Below are 22,286 nucleotides of genomic sequence, written 5' to 3' on the forward strand. Positions count from 1 at the left end.
GGCGGGGCCGGCCCGGGCGAGGCCGGTCCTAGAGTGGGGCGCATGGGAGTCACGGAGTGGTGGCGCCGGATCACCGGCAAGGAAGGATCGGCCGCGCCGAAGCGGCCCACGACGACGACGAGCACGGGCGCGGGCCGCCGGGGCGCCGCCCCCGCCACCAAGGCGGGACCGACGAAGGCCGGGCCGGCGAAGTCAGGACCGAAGCAGGCCACGCCCAGGAAGAGCACGGCGGTCAGCAAGCCGACCGGACGGCCGGGACGCCGCACCGCGCCCGACCCAGCGCTCCCCGTGATGGGCGTGGACACCTGCCGCACCGGCTGGGTCGGTGCCGTGCTCGACCCCTCGGGCCACGGGACGCCCCACCTGTTCGTGAAGCCGACCATCGCCGAGCTCGTGGCCGAGGCGGGGCCCCTCGCCGTGGTCGCCGTGCCCGTGCCCATCGGGCTGCCCGACGAGTCGCGCCGCGAGGCCGACCGCCAGGCTCGGACCTTCCTCGGCCCGGCCGGCGCCGCGGTCGTGCCCACGCCGGTCCGCGACGCCGTCTACGCGGCCACCTTCGGCGAGGCCAACCAGGTCAACCGGGCCAAGATCGGCGCGGGCGTCGCGCAGCAGGCCTACGCCCTGCGCCCGCGCATCGTGGAGGTCGACGCCTGGCTGCGCCAGGACCTGCCCTTCACGGTTGTCGAGGTCAGCCCCGAGGTGTCCTTCGCCGAGATGGCAGGGGCCCCGCTGGGCAGCCGCCGCCGCTCGCACGCCGGGACCGAGGAGCGTCGCACGGTGCTCGCCGACCACGGCGTCGTGGTGCCCGGCGCGCTTCCCGTGGGCGTCGCCACCGACGACGTCGTCGACGCCTGCGCGGCGGCCTGGACGGCCCACCGCGTCAAGACCGGGCAGGCGCGCAGCCTGCCCGAGCAGCCCGAGACCTTCTCCGACGGCATCCCCGCCGCCATCCACGTCTGACCCGACCGCCAGGAGGCAGAACCGATGACCACGACCACGACCGCCGGCACGCCCTACCCCCGCCTCGAGGACGAGCAGCCGCGCGACTACGGCATGTTCATCGGGGGGCAGTGGGTGCAGGCGGCGAGCGGCGAGACGATCGACGTCATCACCCCGATCGACCGCACCAAGGTCATCGCGCGCACCCCGCGAGGGCGAGCCGAGGACGCCGACAAGGCCGTGCGCGCCGCCCGGGACGCCTTCCCGGCGTGGGCCGCGCTGCCCTTCGCCGAGCGCCAGCGGGCGCTCCTGCGCATCGCCGACGACCTCGAGCCGCTCGTGGAGGACCTGGCCCGGCTGACGGCGCTCGACACCGGCAACGCCCTCCGCACCCAGGCGCGGCCGGAGGCGGGGCTGCTCGTCTCGACCTTCCGCTACTTCGCGGGGCTCGCCGGCGAGGTGAAGGGCGTGACGCTGCCGACCGGCTCGGAGGCGCTCTCCTACACCCGCCGCCTGCCGCTGGGCGTCGTCGCGGGCATCCTGCCGTGGAACTCGCCCCTGATGATCGCGGCCTTCAAGCTGCCGGCCGCCCTGGTGTCCGGCAACACGGTCGTGCTCAAGGCCGCCGAGGACGCGCCGCTGACCATCCTCGAGCTGGCCGCCGTGTGCGAGCGCCACCTGCCGCCGGGCGTGCTCAACGTCGTCACCGGCTACGGCGCCGAGGTGGGGGAGGCGCTCGTGGTGCACGAGGGCGTCGACAAGGTCTCCTTCACGGGGTCCACCGCCACCGGCTCCGGCGTGGCCTCCCTCGCGGGCCGGCGGCTGGCGCACGTCTCTCTCGAGCTCGGCGGCAAGTCGCCGTGCATCGTCTTCCCCGACTCCGACACCGACGAGGTGGTCGAGCAGGTGCTGCTGGCGACCCGCTTCGCCCGGCAGGGGCAGAGCTGCACCTCCGGCTCGCGGCTCTTCCTGCACGAGGACGTCCACGACAGCTTCCTCGACAAGCTCGTCGCCCGGGTCTCCCGCCTGAAGGTGGGGGACCCCCGCGAGGAGTCCAGCGACATCGGCTGCATCATCAACGAGCGGCAGTGGCAGCGGGTGCAGGGCTACATCGAGGACGGCCTCGCCCAGGACGGCGTGGGCGTCGCCTACGACGGCCGTCCCGCGCTCACCGTGGGGGAGCCGGGCTTCTACCACGCGCCGATGATCCTCACCCAGGTCTCCAACGACTGGCGCATCGCCCGCGAGGAGATCTTCGGTCCGGTGCTGTCGGTCCTCCGCTGGCGCGACGAGGACGACGTGGTGCGGATGGCCAACGACTCGCACTACGGCCTGGCGGCCTTCGTCTTCGCGCGGGACCTCGGCGCGGCCATGCGCACGGCGCACCGCATCGAGTCCGGCTGGGTCCAGGTCAACCAGGGCGGCGGCCAGCAGCCCGGGCAGTCCTACGGCGGCATGAAGGCCAGCGGCCAGGGTCGGGAGTTCTCCCTCGAGGGCATGCTCGAGGGCTTCACCCAGATCCAGCAGATCAACGTCCGGTTGGGCTGACCCGCGACGCCAGGCAGGCCCGCCCGACGCGGCGGGCCTGCCTGGACCGCAGCCGCGGGTCTGGGACAATCTCGGGTATGACGAAGCACCCGATCCTGCTGACCCTCCAGATCGTCGCCACCCTCTCCGCGCTGCTCGGCGTGGTCCAGGCCGTGCTCGGCTTCCGGATCGTCTCCGGCACCTGGGTGCCCTCGCACGGCATGATCGGCAACCTGACCTTCGTCGTCGCCCTGGTGGCCGCCGTCGTGGCCTTCCTGTGGATGCGCCGCAGCGGCAACAAGAGCCTGTTCATGCACGCCGCCGGTATGGCCGTGGTCGCCCTGGCCCAGGTCGCGATGGGTGAGATGGGTCTGCGCGCCCCGCACATCGCGGTCGGCGTCGCCTACCTGCTCGGCGCCGTGGCGCTGGCCACCCTGGCCATCCGCAAGCCGGGCGAGGTCGAGGCTCCGCCCGTGCCGCGCGAGCGTCTCCAGGGCTGACGCCCCTCGGCGCGGTCTCCCGCCGGTGGTCGTCGGCGAGCTCGCCCTCATCGTGCGAGCTCGCGCTCAGGGGCGGGCAGGGATACCTGCCAGCAGGTCCGACGCCGCGACCATCGACGGGCCGTACCACGTGAGCAGCCGACCGCTCACCAGCTGCGTCGGCGTCCGCCGGAACGCCTCCGGGCCGTCCTGCGGCGTGAAGACGTAGGGCTCGTCGGGAAGCAGCACCACGTCGGCGCCCGCGCCGTCCAGCTCGTCGAGCTCGACCGCGGGATAGCGGTCCGGATGCTCGCCGAAGACGTTCTCCAGACCCGCCCGGCGGAGCAGGTCGCCCGTGAACGTCCGGGAGCCGACCACCATCCACGGGTCACGCCATACCGGCACGGCGACCCGGGCGCGGACCGGTGGGAGGACGTCGTCCGGAGACTCCACCGAGCCGTGCGCGGCGCCCTCCGCGCCGCCGGGCCCGCCCCACGCCTCCTGCACCTCGTCCAGCCAGTCGGGGACGTCCCAGAGCAGCACCTCGGTGAAGAGCCGGTGCAGCACGGACAGCGCCTGGGGCACCGACTCGACGACGCCCACCCACACCGGCATCCCTGCCTTACGCAGCCGGCGGACGTCGAGCTCGCGGTTCTCCTCCTGCACGCACAGCACGACCTGCGGCGCGAGCTGCTCCACGGCGGCGCGGTCGGGGTTCTTGGTGCCGCGCACCCGGGTCACCTCGAGGTCGGCGGGGTGGGTGCACCAGTCGGTCGCCCCGACGAGTGCCTCGCGGCGGGTGGCGGCCACGGCCTCGGTGAGCGACGGCACGAGCGAGACCACCCGCTCGACGGGTCCGGCGGGCAGCTCGACGGGGGTGCCCAGGTCGTCGACGATGGTGCGCGTCATACGCCGCACGCTAGGTGATCGCCCCGACGCGCGCGCGTCGAGCCCCGGTGCGTCGCACGTCGCGCCCGGGCGCGCCGTGGTCCCTGCCGCCCGCCACGGCGAGCCCGTAGCCTGGGCCGTGTGAGCGCCGAACGAGACCCCATCCGCCTCGCCCACCAGCAGTGGGTGCGGCACGGCTGGAAGGACGCGGCCGACGGTATGGCGATGGTCACCTCCCTGACGAGGGTCAACCAGCTGCTCTCCGAGCGCATCGACGCCGTGCTGCGGCCCCTGGGGCTGACCTTCGCCCGCTACGAGGTGCTGCGCCTGCTGGCCTTCGTCGCCGAGACCGGTGGGGAGATGGCCATGGCGCGACTCGGGTCGCTGCTGCAGGTGCACCCCACGAGCGTCACCAGCGCGGTGGAGCGCCTGGTGCGCCAGGGGTATGTCGTGCGCGTCCGCAGCGAGACCGACCGGCGGGTGGTGCTCACCTCGTTGACCGAGGCCGGGAAGGCGGTCGTGGAGGAGGCCACCGCGGGCCTGAACCGCGAGGTCTTCGAGCGGCCCGGGCTGTCTCCTGCGCAGGTGGCCCAGCTGACCGCGCTGCTCGCTGCGCTGCGTGCCGAGGCCGGTGACCACGTGCAGCCGGCACCTGTCCCGAGCAGATAGTTGGATGTCCTAGTATCTACCGGAAGACCCCCGCGAACCCCCCGAGGAACCCTCATGGCCGAGCGCACCCTGCACACCCTTCGCCACCCGGTCCGGATCGTCACGGCCGCGAGCCTGTTCGACGGTCACGACGCCTCCATCAACATCATGCGCCGCATCATGCAGAGCCAGGGCGCGGAGGTGATCCACCTGGGGCACAACCGCTCGGTCCAGGAGGTCGTCGAGGCGGTCGTGGACGAGGACGCCAACGCGGTGGCGATCTCCTCCTACCAGGGCGGGCACGTCGAGTACTTCGAGTACCTCGTGCAGCAGCTGGCCGCGCACGGCGTGCCGCACGTCAACGTCGTCGGCGGTGGCGGCGGCGTGATCGTGCCCGAGGAGATCGCCCGCCTGCGGGAGTCCGGGGTCACGATCTTCTCGCCGGAGGACGGCCAGCGCCTTGGTCTGCCCGGCATGGTCAACCAGGTCCTCGCCGAGTCGGACGTCGACCTGTGGGAGGTGGCCGGCTCGGCCGACGTCGACGCCGTGCTCGCGGGCGACCGTGCCGCCCTCGCCCGGACGATCACCGGCGCCGAGACCGGCGCCCTGCCGGAGGAGGACCGCCGGCGCTACGCCGAGGCCGCGGCCGCGCGGGCCGGCAGCGTGCCGGTCCTGGGCATCACCGGCACGGGCGGCTCGGGCAAGTCGTCGCTGACCGACGAGCTGATCCGGCGCTTCCGCGTGGACCAGGGCGACCGTCTCAAGATCGCCGTAATGGCGATCGACCCCACCCGCCGCAAGGGCGGCGGGGCGTTGCTGGGCGACCGCATCCGCATGAACTCCATCAGCCAGGTCATCAGCGGCAGCGACAAGGGCGAGGAGGTCCGCCCGTTCTTCCGCTCCATGGCGACCCGCGGCGAGCGCGAGGTGCCCGACGCCCTCCCGGTGGCGCTGGACGTCCTCAAGGCCGCCGGCTTCGACCTGGTCGTCGTCGAGACCCCCGGCATCGGGCAGGGCGACGCCGGCATCGTGCCCTTCGTCGACTGCTCGCTCTACGTCATGACGCCGGAGTTCGGCGCCGCCAGCCAGCTGGAGAAGATCGACATGCTCGACTTCGCCGACGTCGTGGCCATCAACAAGTTCGAGCGCCGCGGCGCCATGGACGCGCTGCGGGACGTGGGCCGCCAGATGGTCCGCAACCGCGAGGCCTTCGGCAAGCGGCCCGAGGACATGCCCGTCTTCGGCACGTCGGCGGCCACCTTCAACGACGACGGGGTGACCGCGCTCTACCAGGAGCTGCTCGAGCTGCTGCGGGGCAAGGGGCTGGAGACGCAGGAGGGCGTCCTGCCGCGCACCGACGTCCGCCACTCCTCCACGCTGCGCCAGATCGTCCCGCCGTCGCGGGTGCGCTACCTCTCCGAGATCGCCGACACGGTGCGCCGCTACCACGCCGACACCGAGCGCTGGGCCGAGGCCGCGAGCCGCGTGCAGCGCCTGGAGATGGTCGACGACGAGCTCGCGAGCCGCGGCACCACCGACCACGCGGTCGACGAGCTGCTCGACGAGGCCCGCGCCCAGCTCCCCGTCGAGGTCAAGGAGCTGCAGGAGCGCTGGCCCTCGACCGTCGAGGCCTACTCGGGCGACGAGCACACGGTGACGGTCCGCGACAAGCAGATCACCACCAGGCTGACCAAGGAGTCGCTCTCCGGCACCAAGGTGCCGCGGGTGGCGCTGCCGCGCTATCGCGACGCCGGCGACATGGTGCGCTTCTGGCGCCGGGAGAACCTGCCCGGCTACTTCCCGTTCACGGCGGGCGTCTTCCCGTTCAAGCGCGACAACGAGGACCCGGCCCGCATGTTCGCCGGCGAGGGCGACCCGTTCCGCACCAACCGCCGCTTCAAGCTGCTCTCCGAGGACCAGCCGGCGACGCGCCTGTCCACGGCCTTCGACTCCGTCACGCTCTACGGGCGCGACCCCGACGAGCGCCCGGACATCTACGGCAAGATCGGCACCTCGGGCGTCTCGGTCGCGACGCTGGACGACATGAAGGCGCTCTACGACGGCTTCGACCTGCTCTCGCCGACCACCTCGGTGTCGATGACGATCAACGGCCCGGCGCCGACGGTGCTGGCCTTCTTCCTCAACACCGCCATCGACCAGCAGCTCGAGCGCTTCCGCGAGAAGGAGGGCCGCGAGCCGTCCGGCGCCGAGGCGGAGGAGCTGCGCGCCTACGCCCTCGCCAACGTCCGCGGCACCGTCCAGGCGGACATCCTCAAGGAGGACCAGGGCCAAAACACCTGCCTGTTCACCACCGAGTTCTCGCTCCGGATGATGGGCGACATCCAGGAGTGGTTCATCGAGAACGGCGTGCGCAACTTCTACTCCGTCTCGATCTCGGGCTACCACATCGCCGAGGCCGGGGCGAACCCCCTGAGCCAGCTCGCGTTCACCCTGGCCAACGGCTTCACCTACGTGGAGTCCTACCTGGCCCGGGGTATGGACGTGAACGACTTCGCGCCGAACCTCTCCTTCTTCTTCTCCAACGGCATGGACCCGGAGTACTCCGTGATCGGCCGGGTCGCTCGCCGCATCTGGGCGGTCGCGATGCGCGAGAGGTACGGCGCCAACGAGCGCAGCCAGAAGCTGAAGTACCACGTGCAGACGTCCGGCCGGTCGTTGCACGCCCAGGAGATGGACTTCAACGACATCCGCACGACGCTGCAGGCGCTCATCGCGATCTACGACAACGCCAACAGCCTCCACACCAACGCCTACGACGAGGCCGTCACCACCCCGACCACCGAGTCGGTGCGCCGGGCGCTGGCGATCCAGCTCATCATCAACAAGGAGTGGGGCCTGGCGATGAACGAGAACCCCAACCAGGGGTCGTTCATCATCGACGAGCTCACCGACCTGGTCGAGGAGGCCGTGCTCGCGGAGTTCGACCGCATCTCCGAGCGGGGCGGTGTCCTCGGCGCCATGGAGACCGGCTACCAGCGTGGGCGCATCCAGGACGAGTCGCTGCTCTACGAGCACCGCAAGCACGACGGGTCGCTGCCGATCATCGGCGTCAACACCTTCCGCCGCCCCGAGACCGAGGCGGAGGAGGAGCGGACCGTCGAGCTCGCCCGCGCCACGGAGGAGGAGAAGCAGTCCCAGCTGCGCCGGGTCGCCGACTTCCAGCGCGAGCACGCCGCCGAGGCGCAGGAGTCGCTGCAGCGTCTCAAGGAGGCGGCGCTCGCCGGAGAGAACGTCTTCGCCGTCCTCATGGACGCGGCCCGCGTCTGCACCCTCCAGCAGGTGACCGAGGCGTTCTTCGAGGTGGGCGGGCAGTACCGCCGCAACGTCTGAGGCCCGCGCCGCCCCGGTGGACCCGGGGCGGCGGCCGGCCGGTCGCCGGCGGTCCGCCCGGAGGCGTCCGGACCTCGCGACGCATCACTCCGCCGCGCCGGGAACCGTCTGGGCCTCCTGGGGCCGGGCTAGCGGGGTCCTCCCGCGGCGGGCGCCAGCTCGGGCGGGACCAGCCCCAGCTCACGGGCCCGGTTGACCGCGGACAGACGGTCGCGGACGCCGAGCTTGGCGTAGATGTTGGCCAGGTGGTGGTGCACCGTCCGTGGGGAGCAGCCGGCCAGGTGCGCGATGCGGACCGCGGTGTGCCCGTGGGCGAGCAGCGACAGGATCGTGCTCTCCCTGCTCGTGAGCCGCAGCACCACCTTGTCGGGCTCCGGGAGCAGGTCCGGTCGCAGGAGGCGCCCGGCCAGCGCGGTCATGGCGGGCCGCAGGTGGGCGAGGACGCGCAGGTCGGACGGCCGGAAGTCGTCGCCGCGGCGGCCGAGCAGCACGGCCACGATGTCCTCGCCGGTCTGGAGCGGGAGCGCGACGATCTGGTCGACGCCCCAGTCCTCGAGCGCGGCCCGCCGTCCGGGGTCCGCGCGCCAGGTCGCGGGGCCCGAGAGCCGGGCCGAGGTCGTTACGTCCGTCGACCCCGCCTGCATCTGGTCGATCAGCGGGAGCTCGCCGACGAGGACCCGGGAGGCGGCGGCGCCGGTGTTAGGAGGGGACCACGGCCCGATGGCCCGTACGTCCAGCCCGTCCGCCCCGCCGTGGACGAGGAGGGCGGCGCTTGCGCGGACGGCGCGCATCAGCGCCCCGGCAGCGGCACCCAGTCCTGCGTCCGGGCCGTCCGCGGCGCCGGCGACGCCGACGACCACGTCCGTGAGCGCTTCCAGCGCCCTGACAGCAGTCCTCTCGACCACATCTGCACTATGACCCCGTGGTGGCAGGGGTGTAAAGGTGTTTCAGGCGAGCACCACGGTGCCACGCGGTGTTGCGAGCGTCGCGCGCAGCCCCGGCTGCTCCGCCGCGAAGACGGGAAGGTCCACGCCCAGCGCGGAAAGGCGTGCCTGCGCCTCGGTCGGGTCCGGATAGGAGAGCTCGAGCTCGACGAGCTCCAGCTGCGGCGCCAGCGTGTCGGCCGGGTGGGGCCCACCGCCCCAGTCGATGAGGAAGGGCTGGACTCCACCGAGGCCGAGGGGCCGGGGGACGGCGAGCCGCCAGGAGAGCTGCTCGCCCGAGATGGTCCGCCGCGAGGCGGCGACGGGACGTCCCGCCTCGATGCCTTCGCGGGTGGCGGCCGCGACCCGGGCGTCGAGATCGTCCGGGCGTACGGCCCAGGTGTGCAGACGCGGCGCGAAGTCGTGCCCGAGCGAGCCGACGTCGAGCATCCAGGCGTCGTCCGGGACGTCCTGCTGGGCGGGGTCGGGCGCGAGCAGCTCGAGGTAGCACCGCGCACCGCCTCGCCAGCGGAGCCCGACGAGCGCGTTGTGGGTGCCACGGCCCGGGTGGCTCCCGCCGGCGACCGGCTCCACGCCGGTACGGGCGGCGAGATCGGCGATCGCCGCCTCCAGGTCCGGGACGGCCAGGACGAGATGGTCCAGCTCGGCGGTCATGCGGCCCATCCTGTCCGACCGGTGCGCCATTGCCGTCCGCGGGGGTCGTGGCGCCGGTCTTCGGGGCCGATGGGCGACCCCCGTGCCGGCTGGCGACCGGGTGCGCGGCCCCGCACGGTCGTGCCACGGTGGGGCGATGGACCCTCGCCTCAGCTTCGTGACGCTGGCGGTGCGCGACCTCGACGCCGCTCGGGCCTTCTACGTGGACGGCCTCGGGTGGTCGCCCGAGGTGGACGTGCCGGGGGAGGTGCTCATGATCCGGGTGGGCCAGCAGGTCGTCCTCTCGCTGTGGGCCGAGGCGGAGTTCGAGGCCGAGGTGGGCCCGGTCCGGCAGGGGCCGGGAGTGGCGCCGCTGACGCTCGCCCACAACGTCGCCACGCCCGAGGAGGTGGACGTCGTCCTCGCCACGGCCCGGGCGGCCGGCGCGAGCGAGGTGGTCCCGGCGCAGGAGCGGTCGTGGGGCGGCCGCACCGGCTACTTCGCCGATCCCGAGGGGTTCCGCTGGGAGGTCGCGTGGAACCCGGGCCCCGTCGGTCGTCTCGTGCTGCCGACCTGACGCCCACCCTGTCGACCGCGATCGTGCTGGCCCGTCGACCACGAGCTCGCCGCTGCGTGACGGGGCTGCGCACCCGGGGGCCTCGGAGTAGCGTCGCCCGCATGTCGACCGGCGTCGACCTGCGAGATCTCTGGGACTTCGACGACGCGGCGGGGAGCGAACGACGGTTTCGCGCTGCCGCGGAGCAGGCGGAGGACGCGCTCGCACGCGAGCGTGTGCTGACCCAGGTGGCCCGTGCGCTCGGACTGCAGGAGCGCTTCGACGAGGGGCACGCCGTGCTGGACGCGCTCGAGGCGGACGACCCGGAGGTCGAGGTGAGACGCGACCTCGAGCGAGGGCGGCTGCTGCGCTCGGCAGGGGACGACGACGCCGCGCGACCCCTCTTCGAGCGGGCGGCGGACCGGGCGCGGGCCTCCGGCCTGGAGGAGCTTCACGTCGACGCGCTGCACATGCGCGCCCTCGTCGTGCCCCGCGAGCAGCGGATCACCGCGATCGAGGAGGCGCTCGCCTTCGCCCGGGCCGCGCACGATCCGCGTGCTCGGGACTGGGACGCCTCCCTGCTCAACAACCTCGGGATGGTCCACGCCGACGACGGCGACTTCGAGCAGGCGCTGCCGATCTTCGAGGACGCGCTCGCTGCCCGGGAGCGGATCGGGGACCCGGTGACGATCCGCATCGCCCGGTGGATGGTCGCCTGGGCACTGCGGAACCTGGGGCGGACCGAGGAGGCCCTGGGGATCCAGCGTGCGCTCCGGGAGGAGCTGGACGCGCTGGGGGAGAAGGACACCTACGTGGACGAGGAGATCCGGCTGCTCGAGGGCTGATCGGCGGGCCGGGCCATACGCCGCTGTCGTCCGCGCTCGCACTCCTCCCGGCTCGCACTCCTCCTCCCTGCCCGCGATCCTGTCCCGGCTCGCGCCCCCGTCCTGCTCGCGCCGCCACCTCCTGCGGGCGGGCATGCCTCGGCGCCCGGTCGCGGACGGCCGGGCTGCGGGGCGCGGTCCTCAGACGTGCCAGGTGACGACCCCGCCGGTCACCGTCGCCATCAGGTCCTCGTCGTGGACGAGGGTGTGGTGACGGGAGCAGAGCAGGGCCAGGTTGGTCAGGTCGGTGCCCCCACCGCGCGACCACCAGACCAGGTGGTGGGCGTCGCACCACGTGCCGGGCACGCTGCACCCGGGATAGGTGCAGGTGCCGTCGCGGACATAGAGGGCCTTCACCTGTCCCGGCGTCGCGAGCCGCCGGGTGCGACCGAGATCGAGCGGCTCCCCGAGGGGTCCGAGCACGACGGGGGTCACGTCGCCCAGGCAGGCGAACCGGCCGACGGCCTGCGGGTCGAGGACCTGCCCGGTGCTGGTCGTCGCGGGACCGGTCGGACGGCCGGTGGCGGGGTCGACCGCGACCGTGAGCACCACGGATCCTCGCGACGACGACGGGGGAGCGCCGGGATGGCCCAGCCCCCGCCCCATCACCGTCAGGAACGCGTCGTAGCCCCGCTGCCCGGCCGACCGCTCGTCGCGCGCGCCGTCCTCGGCGGGCTGGGGCTTCGCGAGCGGACCGGTGAGGATGCCGTCGAGGAGGACAGCGTCGCGCTCCGGGGCGTCGAGGACGTAGCGGACCATGCCCTGGCCCAGCGGCCGCCGGACGACGCAGCGCTGCTCGTGCGCGGTGCGACGGGCCTCCCGGGCGGGTGCCTCGTCGAGCAGGTCGACCAGCAGCTTGTGGCACACGACGTCGAGGTCGCGATCGCTGATCCTGGCGTCCGCGGCCGCTCCTGTCGCGATGCTCGCGTAGGCCTCCTGCTGGTCGGGGGCCAGCGAGCTCGTCAGACGGGTCAGGGTCCGGGAGATCCGGGCCGCCCGGTGCAGGGTGACCTCGCCCGCGCGCGCGGCCTCCCCGAGCCGGGCGCCCCACGGGGCCTGCGCGGCGGCGACCACCGCGACGAGTGCAGAGGCGTCCGCACCGGTCAGCCACGGGCACCGGACCAGCACCCAGTCGCGCAACGACAGCCCCGCCTGGGTGTGCAGCCCGCGGGCGGAGGCCTCGCAGGCCAGCCCGACGGCCAGGGCGTCGAGACCGGCACGGACACGCCCGACGGCCTCCAGCCCGGCCGCGAGGTCGTCGTCGAGGACCTGGACGAGCCGGTCGGGGGAGAGCGTGGCGTGCTCGACGGAGTGCTCCGCCCCCGTCAGGCCGCTCGCCAGGTCGCGTGCGGGCAGGTCGGTGGGCTCGCTCCGCATGGTGGCGAGCATGTCCTCGAAGCGTTGCCAGTACTCCGGGCTGTCCGGGTCGTCCTCGGGGCCCATCTGGGCCAGCATCTCCTCGGCCAGCCGCTGGGCCTCGGCGACCTCCTCGGGAGTCACCGGGTCGGGCACGTAGTCGCCCGGATCGGGAACGTGGTCACCCCGACCGAGCTGCAGGGAGTCCCCCTGCGGGTGGCTCGGTGCGCCTCGGTACGCCATACCTCAAGACAAGCACCGAGCACCGACAGACCTGTCCGTGCCGGATCTGGCGCACCCCGATGGACGGCCAGGACGGACTGCGACGAGCGGGGTATGCCGTGCGTCAGGCGGGCGTGGTCACGTCCCGGGTGGCGCGGCGGCTGCGGGTCTCCGCCGGCCGCTCGGAAGCCTGCTCGGGCTCGGGGGCGGACGTCGCGCCCGCGTCGTCCTGACGCGGCTGCTCGGCCGCCTTCGCGGTCTTCCTCGCACCGGCCGACCGGGTGGCCCTGGCCGTCTTCGCGGCCTTCGGAGGCTCCTGCGGCGCCTTCTCGGCCGGCTTCGTCTCGTCGGCCTTGCCAGGATCCTCCTGCGGACCCTCGGACTTCGCGCCCTCGCCCTTCGCACCGTCCGCCTTCGCCGCGGCAGCCTTGGTCGTCGTGGCCTTCTTCCTCGTCGGCGCCGCCGTCGCCCGCTTGGTCGCGCGCTTGTGCCGCAGCCGCACCTGCACCCCGGTGCCCTCCGTGCGCGTCTCGAGGTAGGGCTGCTCGTCGACGAGCGAGAAGAGCTTCTGGTGCCCGAAGTCGCGCGGGTCGAAGTCGGCGTGCGCCCGGCTCAGGTGCTGCCCGACCTGGCTGAGCGAGGCCCAGCCGTCGTCGCCCGAGGTGGCGTTGACGGCCCGGGTGAGCGCGCTCTGGAGGTTGATCACCGGCCCGGCCGGTGCCTCCTCGCCGCCCTCGGTGGAGGCAGCAGCATCCTCGGACTGCGAGCCCGACTCGCGCCGGTCCTGCTCCTGCAGCACCTCGAGGAAGATGAACTGGTCGACCGCGCGCCGCAGCGACTCCGGCGTGCTGCGCCGCCCCAGGCCGAAGACCCGCTTGCCCGACTCGCGCAGCCGCGTCGCGAGACGGGTGAAGTCGGAGTCGGAGGAGACGATCGCGAACGCCTCGACGTTGCCCTGCCAGAGCAGGTCCATCGCGTCGATGATCAGGGCCGAGTCGGTGGAGTTCTTGCCCACCGTGTTGGCGAACTGCTGGATCGGCTGGATCGCGTTGCGGAGGAGCTCGTGCTTCCAGCTGGTCAGTTGCGTCGTGGTCCAGTCGCCGTAGGCCCGCTTGACCGTCGGCACGCCATAGCTCGCGAGCTCCTCGAGCACCGCGCCGATGTGCTTGGCGGAGACGTTGTCGCAGTCGATGAGCACGGCGATCCGGGTGGAGCTGCTGGCATCGGTGTTCACGCAGGTCACCCTACCGACGAGCGGCGCGCGAGGCGTTCGTAGAGTGACGCCCATGACGACCTCTGGACGTGGTGTGCTGGTGACCGGTGGCTCGCGCGGCGTGGGGGCGGCGACCGCCCGGGCGTTCGCGGAGCGGGGCGACCGCGTGGTCGTCCACTACCGCGGCGCGGAGGACCGCGCCCGCGAGGTGCTCGGCTCCCTCCCCGGCGAGGGGCACGCCATGCTGCAGGCGGACCTGTCCGACCCCGAGGAGACCCGCCGCCTGGCCGAGCAGGCCGCCGAGGCCCTCGGTCGCATCGACGTGCTGGTCAACAACGCCGCGCTCTTCCTCGACCCCGCGGGCGGCGGCAGCCGCCGCGGCGACCACCGGATCACCGATGTCGACTACGACAGCTGGGTCTCCGCCTGGCAGACCACCCTGGCGACCAACCTCCTCGGTCCCGCCAACCTCACCTTCTGCATCGCGCGCCACATGATGGAGGTCGCCCCCGCCGAGGGGATGCCCGTCGGGCGCGTGGTCAACGTCGGCTCCCGCGGCGCCTACCGCGGCGAGCCGGACGTGCCCGCCTACGGCGCCAGCAAGGCCGGCCTGCACGCCTTCGGCCAGTCGATGGCCGTCGCGCTCGCGCCGCACGGGATCTCCGTGGTCTCGATCGCCCCCGGCTTCATCGCCACCGACATGGCGGCCACGCTCCTCGACGGCCCCACCGGCGACGCCATCCGCGGCCAGAGCCCCTACGGGCGGGTCGCGACCCCGGAGGAGGTCGCTGCGGCGCTCGTCACCCTCGCCGAGCCGGGCGCCGAGTGGGCCTCCGGCGCGGTCGTGGACTTCAACGGGGCCAGCTACCTCCGCTGACCCTCGGGTATGCCGTATGCCGTGCGCCGGCCGGTCACCCACCCGGGGTGACCGGCCGGTCGGCTCTCACCGCCGAAGCAGCCGGCCGGCTCAGCGCCGGACCCGCGGCCCCGGCAGCGGCGGCTCGCTCGCGGCCGGCTGCTCCTCGAGCAGACGCACGGCCTCGGCCATCGCCCGGTCGAGCTGCGGGTCGTCGGGCCCGAAGAAGTCGGCCGGCGTGTGCTCGACCTCGATGTCCGGGTCGACGCCGTGGTTCTCCACGCCCCAGCCCGGCCCCTGCAGCCAGAAGGCGTAGCGCGGCTGGGTCACCGAGGTCCCGTCGACCAGGTCGAAGCGCCCGTCGATGCCGACCACGCCGCCCCACGTCCGCACGCCCACGACGGGCCCGATGCCCATGGCGCGTGCCGCGGCGTTGACGATGTCGCCGTCCGAGCCGGAGTTCTCGTTGGCGACGAGGACGACCGGCCCCCGGGGCGCTGTGGAGGGATAGCGCGAGGCGACGGCGTAGTGCCGGCCCGGCGCCCAGCCCACGGCCCGCGCCAGCAGGCGCGAGAGCACCAGCTGGCTGGTGTGGCCGCCGCGGTTGTAGCGCACGTCCACGACCAGTCCCTCCTTCTGGACCGCGTGGCGCAGGTCGCGGTGCAGCTGCGCCCAGCCGTAGCTGGTCATGTCGGGCACGTGGACGTAGCCGAGCCGCCCGCCCGAGCGCTCCCGCACGTAGTCCCGCCGTGACCGCACCCAGTCCTGGTAGCGCAGCACCTCCTCGTCGGCCAGCGGCACCACGACGACCCGCCGGTCCTCGCCGTCCCGCCGCAGGGTGAGCTCGACCGGCTTGCCCGCCGCGCCCATCAGCCGCGTCGCCGGACCGAACGCCGGGTCCATGGGGGCGCCGTCGACGGCCACCACCACGTCGCCGGGACGGGCGTCGACGCCGGCTGCCGCCAGCGGCGAGCGGGCCTCCGGCTCGCTGGACTCTCCCGGCAGGATGCGGTCGATCCGCCAGCCCTCGTCGGTGCGGGACAGGTCTGCCCCGAGCAGCCCGAGCCTGCGCTCGGACGCGACGGCCCCGGGCTCCTCCGGCGGCGTCACGTAGGCGTGCGAGGTGTTGAGCTCGCCGACGGTCTCCCAGAGCACGTCCACGAGGTCGTCGTGGGTGGCGACGGCGTCGACGACCGGGCGCCACCGGTCGAGCACGGCCTGCCAGTCCACGCCGTCCATGTCGGCGCGCCAGTAGTGGTCGCGCATGATGCGGCCGTTCTCCTCGAACATCTGCCGCCACAGCGCCCGCGGGTCGACCTCGCGGCGCAGCCGGTCGAGGTCCACCCGGACGACCGACGGGTCGTCCTCCTCGGGCTTGTGGCCCGCCGGGGTCACGGTGACCGTGTCCTTGTGCTGCACGACGAGCCGCTCGCCGTCGCCGGAGACCTCCATCTCGTCGGCCTTGTCGACGACGACCTCCACGGTCCGACGCGGGAACGACCACAGCTCGACGGTGTCGCACCCCGGCTCGCCGGTCACGCCCGCGCGGCGGCTGCCCAGCACGCCCGTCTCGCCGGACTCGCAGACCCACACCACCCCGTCCTTGACGGTTCGCAGGCTCCGGTAGCGCCCGCTCGGCACGGGGAACGGCACGACGCGCTGCTCGGCCCCCTCGACGTCGAGGTCGGGCGAGGACGGCGGGGCGTCCTCGCCGCCCTCCTTGCCGTCGCCGGTGTCCTTGGCCTCCGCGTCGTCCTCGCTGAGCCGCCAGCCCTGGGCCGTCGGCCCGAAGGGCGGCGTCTGGTCGGCCGCGAGCGGCAGCAGCCACGGCCGCGTCGAGCCGGAGAAGGACAGTGCGAACTCGTGGACGTCGTAGTCGGGGTCGAAGGTGCGCTCGGACAGGAAGACCACGTGCCGCCCGTCGCGGGTGAAGGCCGGGTCGTGGTCGTGGAAGGTGCCGGACGTGAGGGCCTGCGCCATCGCGTCCGGGTCGCGGGTGTCGACCACCATGAGCTGGTGCATCTCGGACTCGCCGGTGGTCGGCTGCGACCACACGAGGTAGCGGCCGTCTGGGGAGAACCCGGGGGAGAGGGGCTCGCCCTGCTCGGACCGGGCGACCTCGCGCACCGCGCCGTCCTCGCCGGCCTCGGGGCGGACGTCGACCAGGCGCACGGCACCGTCGTGGGAGATGGTCGCGACGCGCTCGCCGGCGGGATCGCTCGCCAGGTGCAGCACCCGGCCCAGCCGCCCCGCCGCGACGACACGTGCGTCGCCGCCCGCGAGCTCGTGGACCTCCAACCGGTCCTCGCCACCGGCATCGCTGACCATGACGGCACGACCCGTGCGCCCCAGGAAGTGCGGCTCCCGCGCGCGGACGGCGTCGTCGCAGACCAGCGCGCGGGCCGGTCCCTCGCGGTGCGCCAGCCAGTAGACGGCGCCGTGCCAGCTCACGAGACTCGCGTCGCCGCCGTGGTCCGGACGGACCGGGCCCAGCTGGTCGGTCGGAGGCAGCGTGTATGCCGTGGCCGCCGCCCCGGGGAGGCTCACCCGCATCTCGCGCGGGGTGCCGCCCAGCTCGTCGAGCACCCAGATCCGGCCGCGGCTGTGCCACGTCACGCGTCGGCCGTCGGTCGCGGCGTCGCGCACGTAGCCCAGGTCGGGACCCTGGAAGGTCAGCTGCTCCGGCTCGCTCCCGGGGTCGACGTCGCCCGGTGCGAAGGCCCACAGGTTCGCCTGCCGGTCGGCCTCCTCCGCGGTGCCGGGGAGCACGGCGGCCCGGTCGGAGACGACCAGGAGCCGGCCGTCCACCCACATCGGGTCGACGAGGCCGGCGGTGTCCTCGCGCAGCAGGCGGGTCCACGCCATACCTTCCGGGGCGGGACGGCCCACCCACAGGCGCGGGGCGGTGCCGCCGCGGTAGCGCTTCCAGTGCGCCGGCGGACGGCTGCCCGGTGTCGCCAGGGCCACGAATCCGTCGTCGTGGACGGCGACGCCCCAGGCCGGGCCGTAGGGCGGCGTCGTGACGGTGCCGTCCAGCCCCACCGAGCGGACGGTCAGGTGCCGCAGGTTCTGCTGCCCGGCGTGCGAGGCGACGAGCACCCGGTCGGGGCCGTCCCAGCCGAGGACACGGGTGTTCTTGGCGCCCCACCACGTCAGGCGGCGCGGCCCGCCGTCGCCCTCGACGGGCACCACGTAGGCCTCCGGGTGGCCGTCGCGGTGCGAGACGAAGGCGACGTGCGTGCCGTCGGGCGAGAAGCGGGGCAGGGCCACCGGGACGGAGTCGTGCGTGAGCCGCCAGGCCCGGCCCCCCTGGACCGGAGCGATCCACACGTCGTCCGCGGCGACGAAGGTGATGAGGTCCCCGTGCAGGTGGGGATAACGCAGGTAGGTCTCCACCAGCGCACACTAACCAGCAGACCGCCCGGGCGTGCGGAGGTTTTCGGCACCGCGCGTTGTCGCCACCCGGCGGTAGCGTGCCGGACGGACCCTCGACGACGAGATGCAGGAGCACGCCATGACCGACCAGGCCCTCCAGGACCACGCGGACGCCTACGACCGGCATGCCGCCACCTTCACCGCGCGGGTGCACGGCGTGGTCGAGGACGGCTGGGACGCCCCCGCACCGGTCGAGGGGTGGCGCGCCCGCGACGTCGTCGCCCACCTGGACTGGATCCGCAGCTTCCTCGAGCACGGCAGCGACGTCCGGCTCGAGCCCGGCCCCGACCCCGAGGTCGACCCCGTCGGGGCGTGGGAGGAGCTGGACCGCCAGCTCTTGGCGCTGCTGCACGACCCGGCCACCGCGGACCGCACCTATGACAGCCCGATGCTCGGGGTGATGCCGCTCGGTCGGGCGGTCCACCAGTTCTTCACGGCGGACGTCTTCATGCACACCTGGGACCTGGCGCGGGCCACCGGTCAGGACGAGACGCTCGACCCGGAGATGGCCAGGGAGCTGCGCGAGGGCATGGAGTCGATGCCCGAGGAGGTGCTGCGCGGCAGCGGGCAGTTCGGCCCCCCTCAGCCGGCCCCCGAGGGCGCCGACGAGGGGCAGCGGCTGATGGCCTTCACGGGCCGCCGCGTGTGACCCGGATCTCGTCCGCGAGGCGTGAAGGAGAAGGTCACGATTCGACATACTGTCGGCGTGGGGCAATCGTGGCCGGACTCCGCCCCGTCTACTGAGCACAACCGTCCGGCTCGAAGGGGAGCAGCGTGATCATCCGACGCCGTCCGGGACCATCCGTGTCCCTCGTGCGCCTCGCCGTGCGCCGGCGCGACCTGCTCAAGGGTGGGCTGGGGCTGGTGACCGGGGCCGTCGTGGGCGGCCTCGCCGACGACTACGACCGTTTCCGCGTCCCCGAGCCCGAGCCCGAGCCGGAGCCCGTGGAGCCGGCACCCGTCGAGCCAGCACCCGTCGAGCCGGAGCCCGAGCCCCAGCTCCCCGCAGCCTTCCAGCGCGGCGACTCCGGCGAGGGCGTCCTGGCGCTGCAGCAGCAGCTCAACGCCGCCGGCTACTGGTGCGGCACCCCCGACGGTGGCTTCGGCCACCTCACGCAGCAGGCGGTCTGGGCGGTCCAGAAGGCCCACGGCCTCTGGCGCGACGGCGTCGCCGGCCCGCAGACCCAGCAGGCACTGGCCACCGGCTACCGCCCGGCGCCCGTCGCCGGCGGCGACCACGTCGAGATCCACCTGGCGACCCAGCTGCTGCTCGTCGTGCGCGGCGGCTCCACCCTCATGACGCTCAACACGTCGACGGGCAACGGCGAGCCCTACGAGTACGAGAAGCACGAATACCTCGCCACCACGCCCACGGGTGACTTCCGGGTCGGTTTCACCGACGGCTCCGGCTGGCGCGAGGGCGAGCTCGGCGAGCTCTACCGGCCGATGTTCTACTACGGCAACTACGCCGTGCACGGCTCCAACTCCATCCCGCCGGTGCCGGCGTCGCACGGTTGCGCGCGCATCTCCGTCGCCGCGATGGACATGTTCTGGTCCGAGGGTCTGCTGGGCGTGGGCCACCGCGTCCTCGTCGTCTGACCGTGGCGCGGCAGGTGGGTCGCGGGGCGTCCCCGCAGCTCCCCGAGCACGCCGAGGTCGTCGTGCTCGGCGGCGGCGTCATCGGCCTGAGCACGGCCTACCAGCTGGCCCGGGCCGGTGTCGACGTCGTGCTGGTGGAGCGCGACGCGCTGGGGTCGGGGTCGACCTGCAAGGCCGCCGGCGGGGTCCGGGCGCAGTTCAGCGACGAGGTCAACATCCACCTGGCCAGGCGCTCGCTCGAGGTCTACGAGCGCTTCGAGGAGCTCTTCGACCAACCGATCGACCTGCACCAGGTGGGCTACCTCTTCCTGCTCGACGACCCGGCCGACGTCGCCGCCTTCGAGCGCGCCGTGGCGCTGCAGAACTCCCTCGGCGTGACCACCCGGATGCTCGACCCGGACGAGGCGGGTCGGATGTCGCCGCTGATCCGCACCGACGGGCTGCTGGCGGCCGCCTTCCACCCGCGCGACGGCCACTGCACGCCGGAGTCGGTCGTCCAGGGCTACGCCCGGGCCGCCAGGCGGGCCGGGGCGACCGTCGTCACGGGCTGCGCCGCCACCGGCGGCCAGGTCGTGGACGGCCGGGTGCGGGCCGTCGAGACCGAGGCCGGCACGATCCGCACCGAGCAGGTCGTGGTCGCCACCGGCGCCTGGTCGGCGGAGGTCGGCTCGTGGTTCGGCGTCGACCTGCCGGTCCACCCGCTGCGCCGCCAGGTCCTGACGACCGGGCCGGTCCCCGGACGGGGCGAGCGCACCCCCTTCACGATCGACTTCTCCACGTCGTTCTACTTCCACGACGAGGGCCCGGGTCTGCTCGTCGGCATGTCCGACCCGCACGAGCAGCCGGGCTTCCGGCTGGACCGGGACGACGCGTGGCTGCCCGGCCTCGCCGCCGCGATCGAGCGACGCGCTCCCGCGTTGAGCGAGGTCGAGCTGCGCTCCGGCTGGGCGGGCCTCTACGAGATGACGCCCGACCACAACGGACTCGTCGGCCGCTCCCGCACGGTGCCGGGCGTCGTCTACGCCACCGGCTTCTCCGGGCACGGCTTCCTGCTGGGCCCCGCCGTGGGCGAGACGGTCGCCGACCTCGTCCTCGGCCGGCCGCCCGAGACCGACGTGGCCGCCCTGTCGGTCGACCGCTTCGCCGACGCACGTAGCCTCGTGCCCGAGAAGCACATCGTCTGAGCACCACCTGCGAAGGAGCACCGTGAGCACCCAGCCCCGCCCTGCCGTCCTGCCGTCGGCCGAGGACCTCGCCGCCCGCGCCGAGCGGGCCGCCCGCGCCTGCGGGGTCGACCTGGACGCCCACCGGGGCGAGCGCGAGGGTCGCTCGCCGGTCAACGGCGCGACGATCTCGACGCTGGCGTGGAGCGAGGCGGCCGACGTGCGCGAGGCCGTCGCCCGGGCCCAGGAGGCCTTCCGCACCTGGCGCAGCGTCCCCGCCCCGGCGCGCGGTGCCGTCGTCAAGCGCTTCGGCGAGCTGCTCGCCGAGCACAAGGACGACCTCGCGACCCTCGTGAGCCTCGAGGCGGGCAAGATCACCTCCGAGGCGCGGGGCGAGGTGCAGGAGATGATCGACATCTGCGACTTCGCCGTCGGCCTGTCGCGCCAGCTCTACGGCCGCACGATGCCCTCCGAGCGCCCCGGCCACCGCCTCATGGAGACCTGGCACCCGCTCGGCGTCGTCGGTGTGGTGTCGGCCTTCAACTTCCCGGTCGCCGTCTGGTCCTGGAACACCGCCGTCGCCCTCGTCTGCGGCGACCCGGTGGTGTGGAAGCCGTCGGAGAAGACCCCGCTGTGCGCCCTCGCCGCCAACGCGCTCCTGCTGCGGGCTCTCACCGAGGCCGGCCATGACGCGGCCCTCTCCCAGGTGCTCCTGGGCGGCCCCGAGGTGGGTGAGGCGCTGGTCGCCGACGCCGGCATCGCCCTGCTCAGCGCCACCGGCTCGACGCGGATGGGTCGCCAGGTCGGCCCGGTCGTGGCCGAGCGCTTCGGCCGCAGCCTGCTCGAGCTCGGCGGCAACAACGCCGCGGTCGTCGCGCCCTCGGCCGACCTCGACCTGACCACCCGCGGGATCGTCTTCGCCGCGGCGGGCACCGCCGGCCAGCGCTGCACGACCATGCGCCGGGTCATCGCGCACACCTCGGTGGTCGACGAGGTCACCGAGCGGGTGGCGGCCGCCTACCGCCAGCTGCCCGTCGGCGACCCGACCGCCGAGGGCACCCTCGTGGGCCCGCTGCTCGACCGCCGCTCCTACGAGGCCTTCACCGACGCGATCGCGAAGGCGCAGGCCGCCGGTGGCGAGGTCGTCGCGGGCGGCGGGCGCGAGCTCGCCGACGAGGCCGAGGACGCCTACTACGTGCGGCCGACCGTGATCCGGATGCCGTCGCAGAGCGAGGTCATGCACAGCGAGACCTTCGCCCCGATCCTCTACGTCGTCTCCTACGACGACCTCGCCGAGGCGATCGAGCTCAACAACGCGGTGCCCCAGGGCCTGTCGTCGAGCATCTTCACCCAGGACCAGGCCGAGGCCGAGCTGTTCTGCTCCCCGGAGGGCTCGGACTGCGGCATCGTCAACGTCAACATCGGCACCTCCGGGGCCGAGATCGGCGGGGCGTTCGGTGGCGAGAAGGAGACCGGCGGCGGGCGCGAGTCCGGCTCGGACGCCTGGCGCGCCTACATGCGCCGCGCGACCAACACGATCAACTTCTCCGGCGAGCTGCCGCTGGCCCAGGGCGTCACCTTCGACGTCTGACG

General features: G+C 73.8%; 17 protein-coding genes and 1 pseudogene. 12 read left to right on the plus strand and 6 right to left on the minus strand.

Annotated elements, in window-relative coordinates:
* Window positions 1–42: 42 nt before the first annotated feature.
* The 3 genes from FB476_RS06905 to FB476_RS06915 all read left to right on the plus strand — a co-directional run bounded on the left by FB476_RS06905 (window position 43) and on the right by FB476_RS06915 (window position 2,966).
* Window positions 43–960, plus strand: coding sequence for a DUF429 domain-containing protein (locus FB476_RS06905; protein ID WP_141818124.1), 918 nt, complete (start codon window positions 43–45; stop codon window positions 958–960).
* A gap of 24 nt (window positions 961–984) precedes the next feature.
* Window positions 985–2,487, plus strand: coding sequence for an aldehyde dehydrogenase family protein (locus tag FB476_RS06910; protein ID WP_141818125.1), 1,503 nt, complete (start codon window positions 985–987; stop codon window positions 2,485–2,487).
* Between the two features lie 77 nt (window positions 2,488–2,564).
* Window positions 2,565–2,966 carry a hypothetical protein gene (locus FB476_RS06915; protein ID WP_141818126.1) on the plus strand — a complete coding sequence of 134 codons (402 nt, stop codon included), beginning with the start codon at window positions 2,565–2,567 and terminating at the stop codon, window positions 2,964–2,966.
* Window positions 2,967–3,032: 66 nt separating this feature from the next.
* Here the strand turns inward: FB476_RS06915 and FB476_RS06920 are convergent, their stop codons facing one another.
* Window positions 3,033–3,854, minus strand: a complete 822-nt coding sequence (locus FB476_RS06920) for a helical backbone metal receptor (RefSeq protein WP_141818127.1) — start codon at window positions 3,852–3,854, stop codon at window positions 3,033–3,035.
* A 120-nt stretch (window positions 3,855–3,974) separates the two neighbouring features.
* Between FB476_RS06920 and FB476_RS06925 the strand changes: the two genes are divergently transcribed.
* Both FB476_RS06925 and icmF read left to right on the plus strand, forming a co-directional pair.
* Complete coding sequence (locus FB476_RS06925; RefSeq protein ID WP_238329593.1) at window positions 3,975–4,502, plus strand: MarR family winged helix-turn-helix transcriptional regulator; 528 nt, start codon at window positions 3,975–3,977, stop codon at window positions 4,500–4,502.
* A gap of 54 nt (window positions 4,503–4,556) precedes the next feature.
* Window positions 4,557–7,832 (plus strand): fused isobutyryl-CoA mutase/GTPase IcmF, encoded by a 3,276-nt coding sequence (icmF, locus tag FB476_RS06930; protein ID WP_141818128.1) that lies wholly within the window; start codon window positions 4,557–4,559, stop codon window positions 7,830–7,832.
* 128 nt (window positions 7,833–7,960) lie between these two features.
* Here icmF and FB476_RS16410 read toward each other — a convergent pair whose 3' ends face one another.
* Window positions 7,961–8,737, minus strand: a complete 777-nt coding sequence (locus FB476_RS16410; RefSeq protein ID WP_202876923.1) for a helix-turn-helix transcriptional regulator — start codon at window positions 8,735–8,737, stop codon at window positions 7,961–7,963.
* A gap of 42 nt (window positions 8,738–8,779) precedes the next feature.
* On the minus strand, window positions 8,780–9,430 hold the full coding sequence (locus tag FB476_RS06940; RefSeq protein ID WP_141818129.1) for a VOC family protein: 651 nt from the start codon (window positions 9,428–9,430) through the stop codon (window positions 8,780–8,782).
* Window positions 9,431–9,566: 136 nt separating this feature from the next.
* Between FB476_RS06940 and FB476_RS06945 the strand changes: the two genes are divergently transcribed.
* Both FB476_RS06945 and FB476_RS06950 read left to right on the plus strand, forming a co-directional pair.
* Complete coding sequence (locus FB476_RS06945) at window positions 9,567–9,986, plus strand: VOC family protein (RefSeq protein ID WP_141818130.1); 420 nt, start codon at window positions 9,567–9,569, stop codon at window positions 9,984–9,986.
* 101 nt (window positions 9,987–10,087) lie between these two features.
* A complete protein-coding gene (locus FB476_RS06950; protein WP_141818131.1) occupies window positions 10,088–10,810 on the plus strand; it encodes a tetratricopeptide repeat protein in 723 nt (240 codons plus the stop codon).
* Window positions 10,811–10,990: 180 nt separating this feature from the next.
* Here the strand turns inward: FB476_RS06950 and FB476_RS06955 are convergent, their stop codons facing one another.
* Window positions 10,991–12,448, minus strand: a complete 1,458-nt coding sequence (locus FB476_RS06955) for an HNH endonuclease signature motif containing protein (protein WP_141818132.1) — start codon at window positions 12,446–12,448, stop codon at window positions 10,991–10,993.
* 439 nt (window positions 12,449–12,887) lie between these two features.
* Window positions 12,888–13,661, minus strand: a pseudogene (locus FB476_RS06960) (NYN domain-containing protein); the annotation flags it as partial.
* 52 nt (window positions 13,662–13,713) lie between these two features.
* Here FB476_RS06960 and FB476_RS06965 point away from each other — a divergent pair.
* Window positions 13,714–14,517 carry an SDR family NAD(P)-dependent oxidoreductase gene (locus tag FB476_RS06965; RefSeq protein WP_141818134.1) on the plus strand — a complete coding sequence of 268 codons (804 nt, stop codon included), beginning with the start codon at window positions 13,714–13,716 and terminating at the stop codon, window positions 14,515–14,517.
* 90 nt (window positions 14,518–14,607) lie between these two features.
* On the opposite strand, the gene FB476_RS06970 is transcribed toward FB476_RS06965, so the two are convergent.
* A complete protein-coding gene (locus FB476_RS06970) occupies window positions 14,608–17,892 on the minus strand; it encodes a S41 family peptidase (protein ID WP_238329594.1) in 3,285 nt (1,094 codons plus the stop codon).
* A 118-nt stretch (window positions 17,893–18,010) separates the two neighbouring features.
* Between FB476_RS06970 and FB476_RS06975 the strand changes: the two genes are divergently transcribed.
* The 4 genes from FB476_RS06975 (at window position 18,011) to amaB (ending at window position 22,284) form a co-directional block, all read left to right on the plus strand.
* A complete protein-coding gene (locus tag FB476_RS06975; RefSeq protein ID WP_141818136.1) occupies window positions 18,011–18,580 on the plus strand; it encodes a TIGR03086 family metal-binding protein in 570 nt (189 codons plus the stop codon).
* Window positions 18,581–18,705: 125 nt separating this feature from the next.
* Window positions 18,706–19,530, plus strand: a complete 825-nt coding sequence (locus FB476_RS06980; protein ID WP_170233560.1) for a L,D-transpeptidase family protein — start codon at window positions 18,706–18,708, stop codon at window positions 19,528–19,530.
* 2 nt (window positions 19,531–19,532) lie between these two features.
* Window positions 19,533–20,714: an NAD(P)/FAD-dependent oxidoreductase gene (locus tag FB476_RS06985; RefSeq protein WP_238329595.1), complete on the plus strand. Its 1,182-nt coding sequence runs from the start codon at window positions 19,533–19,535 to the stop codon at window positions 20,712–20,714.
* Between the two features lie 22 nt (window positions 20,715–20,736).
* Complete coding sequence (gene amaB / locus FB476_RS06990; RefSeq protein WP_141818137.1) at window positions 20,737–22,284, plus strand: L-piperidine-6-carboxylate dehydrogenase; 1,548 nt, start codon at window positions 20,737–20,739, stop codon at window positions 22,282–22,284.
* Window positions 22,285–22,286 lie beyond the last annotated feature (2 nt).

The organism is Ornithinimicrobium humiphilum, assembly GCF_006716885.1.
Lineage (GTDB): Bacteria > Actinomycetota > Actinomycetes > Actinomycetales > Dermatophilaceae > Ornithinicoccus > Ornithinicoccus humiphilus.